The 6,193-nt window shown below is 69.7% G+C and carries 4 protein-coding genes; 1 reads left to right on the top strand and 3 read right to left on the bottom strand.

Annotation, left to right across the window (positions count from 1 at the left end; genetic code table 11):
- Positions 1-326 precede the first annotated feature (326 nt).
- Positions 327-2,885, top strand: a complete 2,559-nt coding sequence (locus ACWFR4_RS41205; RefSeq protein WP_453656700.1) for a Helicase associated domain protein — start codon at positions 327-329, stop codon at positions 2,883-2,885.
- Between the two features lie 349 nt (positions 2,886-3,234).
- Here the strand turns inward: ACWFR4_RS41205 and ACWFR4_RS41200 are convergent, their stop codons facing one another.
- The 3 genes from ACWFR4_RS41200 to ACWFR4_RS41190 all read right to left on the bottom strand — a co-directional run bounded on the left by ACWFR4_RS41200 (position 3,235) and on the right by ACWFR4_RS41190 (position 5,696).
- The gene (locus tag ACWFR4_RS41200) at positions 3,235-4,488 is read right to left on the bottom strand and encodes a hypothetical protein (protein ID WP_453656699.1); all 1,254 of its coding nucleotides are present in this window, start codon (positions 4,486-4,488) and stop codon (positions 3,235-3,237) included.
- 684 nt (positions 4,489-5,172) lie between these two features.
- A complete protein-coding gene (locus ACWFR4_RS41195) occupies positions 5,173-5,424 on the bottom strand; it encodes a type II toxin-antitoxin system RelE family toxin (RefSeq protein WP_453656698.1) in 252 nt (83 codons plus the stop codon).
- Positions 5,421-5,696 carry a type II toxin-antitoxin system Phd/YefM family antitoxin gene (locus tag ACWFR4_RS41190; protein ID WP_453656697.1) on the bottom strand — a complete coding sequence of 92 codons (276 nt, stop codon included), beginning with the start codon at positions 5,694-5,696 and terminating at the stop codon, positions 5,421-5,423. The genes ACWFR4_RS41195 and ACWFR4_RS41190 overlap by 4 nt, the downstream gene beginning before the upstream one ends.
- Positions 5,697-6,193 lie beyond the last annotated feature (497 nt).

Genomic DNA, 6,193 nt, shown 5'->3' with positions numbered 1-6,193 from the left:
GTGGTTGCTCACACGGCAACCACTTGAGCAGCCGTCAACTGAGTTGGCCACTGTGCCGCGCTGGTTGCGACGACCAACTGGCACCGGCTTGGTCGTCGCTCGGCCCTGGTTGGTTGTGCAACTGGCGGTGGGAAACCCTGCGGAGATGTTGATCGTAGGAGTAGATTGAGGACTCCAGAGTACACGATTTTCATTGATGCATCAGTGGGTAGACTCTGGGAAAATCGGCCGGTGGGTGTCACCGCTGATCAACTCGACAAGATCACAAACTGCACAAGGCGGTGACTGATGATGCTCTCGTTCGTGTCCTGTCCGCGGGGTGCCCGGTGAGCGGGAGCGGGGCGCCGGAGTGGCGTCACGTCGGGGAGCATATCGCTGCGGCTGTACGGGAGTTGCCGGCCGGTGTTCCGATTCCGGCGGCGGGGCTTCGGGCCTTGGGGGTCTCGGCGCCGGGTACGGGCAAGACAGCCGTGGGGTTCGGCGCGGCGCGGGCGCTGGCGCCTGGCGGCCGGGTGCTGTGGCTGGCTCCGTGGCGGAGTCTGCTGGTGCAGACGGTGGAGGCGTGGCGTGCCGCGGGGTTCTCCGGGCGGGGGGTGGCGGTGGTCTCGCGGTCGGGGGCGGCGTTCGCGGAGTTCGGGGTGCGGTCGACGACGAGTGCTGTGCAGTTGGGGCTGTGGGCCGGGCGTGGGCCGGTGTCGGTGTTCGCCACCTACGAGTCGCTCAGCCGGCGTCAGGAGGACGGTAAAGACGTGCCGGGGCCTCTGGAGCAGGCGCTGCTGGGGGCGTACGGGCAGGAGTTGGCGCCGTTCGATCTTCTGGTCGCGGACGAGGCGCACCACACGTCGGGGGATGCGGCGAAGCCGTGGGCGGCGGCGGTGCATGACAACACGCGGATCGTGGCGGATCGGCGGCTGTATCTGACGGCGACGCCGAAGATCTGGGCTGTGTCCGAGGGATGGGCGCGTGGGACTGGCCGGCTGGCGGTGTCGATGGACGATGAGGCGGTGTACGGGAAGCGGGCTTTCACTTTCGGGCTGGTGGAGGCGGTGGAGCGCGGGACGCTGGCGCGGTTCGAGGTCGACGTGCTGGAGATCGCCGATCCTGAACCGCCGGGGGCTGACGCGGACGATGAGGCGGTGCGCGGGCGGCGGCTGGCGGTGTTGCAGGCTGCGCTGCTGAAGCTGGCGGCTGAGGTGCGCGTGCGGTCGTTGATGACGTTCCACAACCGCACCGTGGACGCGATGGCGTTCGCGCGGGCGTTCCCGGAGACCGCGGCGGAGCTGCATGCCGGTGATCCTGGGCGGTATCCGGAGCGGGTGTCGGCGGAGTGGCTGTGTGGGGAGCACACGCTGGAGGTGCGGCGGCTGGTCATGGACCGGTTCGGGAACGGGGTGGACGAAGAGGGGCGTGAGACGGACTTTTCGATCTTGTCTTCCTGCAAGGCCGTCGGGGAGGGGCAGGACATTCGAGGGCGCCGAGGGGTCGGTGGGGTGGTGTTCGCCGACTCCCGGGGCAGTGCGGTGGAGATCGTGCAGAACGTGGGGCGGGCCCTTCGTCAGCGGCCGGGCGAGGGCAAGGTCGCACGGATCGTGGTGCCGGTGTATCTGCAGCCCGGGGAGAAGCCGGACGACATGCTGACCTCGCCCTCCTACCGGCCCCTGGTGGCCGTGCTGCAAGGGCTGCGCTCACACGGCGACGGCCTCATCGAGCGGCTCACGCTGCGCACCGAGCACACCGGCCGCGGCGAGAGCGAGGACGTCACCGGCCTGGACCCCCACCCCGTGACCCCGCCCGGAGCCAAGGATGTCGGCGCCCCGGGCGACGGCAGCGATGGGGGCGACCAGGACGAGGCCGAGGAGAGCCAGCGGCGCGCGGCGGAGATGTGGGAGCAGCTGCTGAAGTTCTCCACTCCCCGCGACCCGGACCTCATCGCGCGGTTCGTGGAGCGCCGGATCCTGCAGCCCGACTCGGAGCTCTGGCTGAGCGGCTACGACCTGCTGCGCTGGTGGGTCGGCGAGCACGGGCACGCGCAGGTGCCGCTGGACGAGACGGTGCCGGTGCCGGACAGCGAGGACGACGGCAAGGTCTACGCGCTGGGCGGGTGGGTCAGTGAGCAGCGTCGGGCGCAGCGGGAGGGGGTGTTGGCGCCGTGGCGGTTCGACATGCTCAACGCGTTGGGGATGGTGTGGTCGGTCCATGACGCGGCTTTTGAGGTGTGGGTGTCCTGTGCGCGCCGGTACTTCGAGGTGTACGGGACGCTGGCCGCTCCTCGGGAGGCGGTCATCGACGGTCGGGCGATCGGCCAGGCGTTGGCGAACTTCCGTAAGCCCGGCGGGCTGGGGAGGAAGGCCGAGCGGGCCCGGACGCGCGATGGGCTGCTGCGCGCGATCGATCCCGACTGGAACCCGGATTGGCCGATCAGCTGGCAGCGCCACTACGCCGGTCTGAAGACCTGTCTGGACGACGGGGCGACCCTGGCGGACCTCCGCCCAGGGATGCTCGTGTTCGGCGACGACATCGGCCTGTGGCTGCTCCAGCAGGAGAAGGACTGGAGCCGGCTCAGTGAGGAGCAGCAGCGGCGGCTGCTCGAGGTGGGGGTGCAGCCGGCGGTCCTGATGGCTCTGCCTGCCAGGGCGGGCGGGGAGGAGGTGCTGCTGGTGGCGGAGGCGAGCAGCTGGGATCGCAACCTCGCCGCGGCCCGTCAGTACCGGCAGCGGGAAGGCCATGTGCGTGTCCCTCGGGGCCATCGCGAGACGGTCGTGGACGCGGCAGGGGTGCATCACGTGCTGCAGCTTGGAGTCTGGCGCAGTAACACGCGGAGTCGCCGTGCGAAGCTGCCAACGGATCAGTACGCGGAGGCCGCTGCGATCGGGCTGTTCGCCTGAACCGTCTGGGCGGATCCTGGGCGGCCCGACGAGTTCGAGCAGATGGGGAGTCCGCGTGTTGCCCTGAGTGCAACTCTGTTGGGTTGTCGTCGAGTTGCGCTCAAGGCAACTCGGTTACCGGTTGCACTCAGGGCAACATAGGTGCAGCTGGTGCGGCGTCCTGGTTCGGCTGGGTGCGGTGGTCACCGGCGCAGGGTGCCCGTGAGGTAGTAGCCAGTGATGCGGGGGCCGGATCTGTCTGGCCTCCCCTTCGCGCCGTCTGGCAGTCCTCGGTCCGTCGGCGGACCCCGCGTCGGCCATATCGCCTCAGCTGCCCGGTGTCGGCCTGCTCGCCCTGCCGGGCGCGGGTTCAGGTGCTCAGGTGGTAGGCGGTCTCTTTGATCCTGAGCGGCGCGTCGGCCGGGCCCTGGATGTACGGGCCACGCCAGCGGATCTTGTGCCGGCCGAGGCTGGGGTACCACTGGTTGACCTTGTGCATGCGCACGGGCCATCGGTGGGTGTAGTGGCGCGGGCCGAGTGCGGTGTCTGTCCCTGGGGAACGCTCCGCGGTCCGGCGCAGGTCGATGAGGTGGATGTCGGCGGTGTCCGGGCGGGCAGAGGTGCTGCCGTGGGGTAGCTGGTGTGCTGGGCCCGGGGTCGGGGGTGTTGCGGTAGTGGTGGTGACGCCTTGCGCGGCGAGCCGCCAGAACGCGAAGAGGTACCGTTCGGCGAAGTCGTTGTAGGGGTCTGCGATCGGTTCGCCGTTCCACTGTGCTGTGTCCGGTACAGGGATGTCGTCGTCGCCACGGATGAGGTCTGCGACGTCGCTGTGCAGCATGTGTCGGGTCCTGATGCGGGCGATCGCTTCAGCGTGTGAGGCGGCGCTCCTCGTGGAAGCGTCCGCGCGCATGCCGTTGGTTCCGGCGGGGAACCACGGGGGCGTCGGGTAGCCGCCGGCCTGCGCTTCGGCCAGGAACTCTCGCCACGCCGGCGTCTGGATGGGGCCGTCGGGGCGGAGCATCGCGCTGACCCCGACCGCGGCGTACTCCTCGCCGGCTGAGCCGTAGCTCGTGATGTGCCTCCAGCCGAGCACGCTGAGGTCGCCGAGAGCGACGTTGCGGCAGTTGAGAACGATCGGTTCGGGCATGACGACGAGAGCGGCGTGCAGGGGGATGTCGGCGTCCCGGTCGAGGGTGAGCAGGTCGGTGGCGTCCACTGTGAGGGCGGCTGCGATGACTGCCGCGTGAGCGGCCGGTGAGATGACGCAGATTTCACCGTCGCGAAGCAGGGAGAGCTGCTGCTCTCGTTCCCAGACGGCATAGTCGGCGATGAGCTGGGTGGTGTGTGGCCACGGGCGCTGGTATCCGGATTCGCCCATCATCCAGGCAGCCGTTTCGTGCCAGGCCTGCGCGGGGCCCAGGCCCAGGCGGATGTGCTGCCACATAGCCTCCTGGAACACCCGGTCGGTGCCCCCGGCGAAGTACGCGGCTGTGTAGGGGTTGTCTTCGAGGAGCGCGGCGCTGGCCGCCCGGTCGCGGAACGCGTCGCGCGCTGCGGCGGCAGGGTCCCAGATCCGGGCCTCCTTCCTCCTGCGCTCCTTCTTGCTCCTGCTCGCCTTGCCCATCGCCCACCCTGCCCTGAGTGGCTGCCGGTGCTGATCGTCCAGCCCCACGAATGCTGGGAAGCGTGCCACGGCGTCAAACGGCCGGACCGGTGTGCCGGTCAGTGTCCCGCCTGGCGGGACACAAGCCGGAGATGTGGCTCTGCCGGTCCCGGCCTGCGGGACCCTGCTCCCGGGGCAGAAGCCCGTTGTCGACACCGCCGCCCCCGCAGCACCAGTGCCGCGTGCGTCACCTCGCCCTCGCCCTGCCCGCCCGCCATGCCGCCCGCCTCCTTGAAGCCCGGAAGGCCGGCGTGGACGAGGACGACCTCCGCGAGCCGGCGGCCGAGGTCCTGGGCGGGGTCTTTTCGCGTTGTGGGCGGTCGGGGTACCAGGGGCGAGGCGCAGGAGGAGGTAGAGGGTGCGGCGGGCGGCAGTACACCGGCGACGAGAAGACGGACGGCCCTCTCCAGCCGCCGACGGTCCATCAGAGCGGGCCCCGCCGCCTGTGGGACGCGCTGGAGGAGATCCGCGACCGCCTCAACACCCGCGGAGAGCTGCTCGTGGTAGGGCGCCGAGGTCACCATCACTCCCGACGGCGCCCCCTCTCCCGCGGCCGCTGGTCAGTCAGCCACCCTGTATGAGCCAGCCAGGTCGCAGATAGGTCGGGGCTCGGGCTCCGCGTGCTACCGGCCGTGATCAGCGGGCTCAGGGAACGCGGCCGACCTTCAGTACGAGCACGGTGATCGTCTCGTCCTCGGGCTCGTACAGGATGCGCCAGTCGCCCACCGGCATCCGCCAGTAGGCGGAGCCGCCCAGCTGCCGGGCCTCGGGCGGTCGGGGGTCGTCGGCCAGGGCGCGCACGGCGGCGGCGCACTCCTTGGCCCCTTGGGGGTCGAGCTGGCGCAGGCGGCGGAACTCGTTGGTGGCCTGGTGCTGCCACACCACGGTGTAGGTCACGACGCGGCGGCCTTCCGGTCCTCGGCCTCCAGGTCGGCCATGAACGCCTCGTGCGTTACGACCGGTCCGCCGGCGGCTTTGCGGGCCTCGGCGTCGGCGATGTCGGCCTCGTCCCGCAGGCGGCGCAGCTCGGCGAGCTCGTCGACGGGGATCATCGCCACGGCGGGGGTGCCGTAGTCGCTGATCACGATGGTCTCGTGGCCGTGGCGGACCCGGTTGACGAGCTGGCCGAGGTCGCTGCGGGCCTGCACCAGCGGAACTGTCTCATCCATACCGCCAAACTGTACACATTGTTGGGTGTGTACGGGATGGTTTGGTGAGGCCGGGTTCTTTTCGCCTGTCTTTTGCGGTGGCAGATTTCGCGGCTGCGGTTCGGTTTGCTTGTCGCCGCCAATTTCGCCACGGACTTTTCCGGCAGCTTCTCTCTTTCATTTTTCCGGCGGAAATTTTCGTTTCATGGCGCCGTTGAATTTCCCGGGGACGGATCCGGAAAGTTCTTCCGAATGTTCCGCTCCCGAATTTTTCGCTCCGGTCTTTTCGAGTCTGTGATTTCGATACACTGGCAGCCCCGGCGGGATTTCCCGCCGGGGCTGCCACGGTCCGCTCCGCAGGGTCCGAAGCCGGGAGCGGTTCCGAGGATCAGGAGAGTGGGGGGGCCGCAGAAGCGGGCCGCCCAAAACGGAAAGGCAGGACAACAAAAAAGCAGAGAGCCCCCCGGAGCGCCCACTGGCCAGCGACCGGGGCAGCGGCGGCCCCCGCGGGGGGTAAA

The organism is Streptomyces sp. NPDC055140 (assembly GCF_053607285.1).
Note: the sequence above shows the minus strand (reverse complement) of the source record. Positions and strands in the feature narration are given on the sequence as shown.

Bases quoted from the DNA above. Each gene is read 5' to 3' on its own strand.
- ACWFR4_RS41200 (WP_453656699.1), bottom strand. From the start codon at position 4,488: ATGGGCAAGGCGAGCAGGAGCAAGAAGGAGCGCAGGAGGAAGGAGGCC.
- ACWFR4_RS41190 (WP_453656697.1), bottom strand. From the start codon at position 5,696: ATGGATGAGACAGTTCCGCTGGTGCAGGCCCGCAGCGACCTCGGCCAG.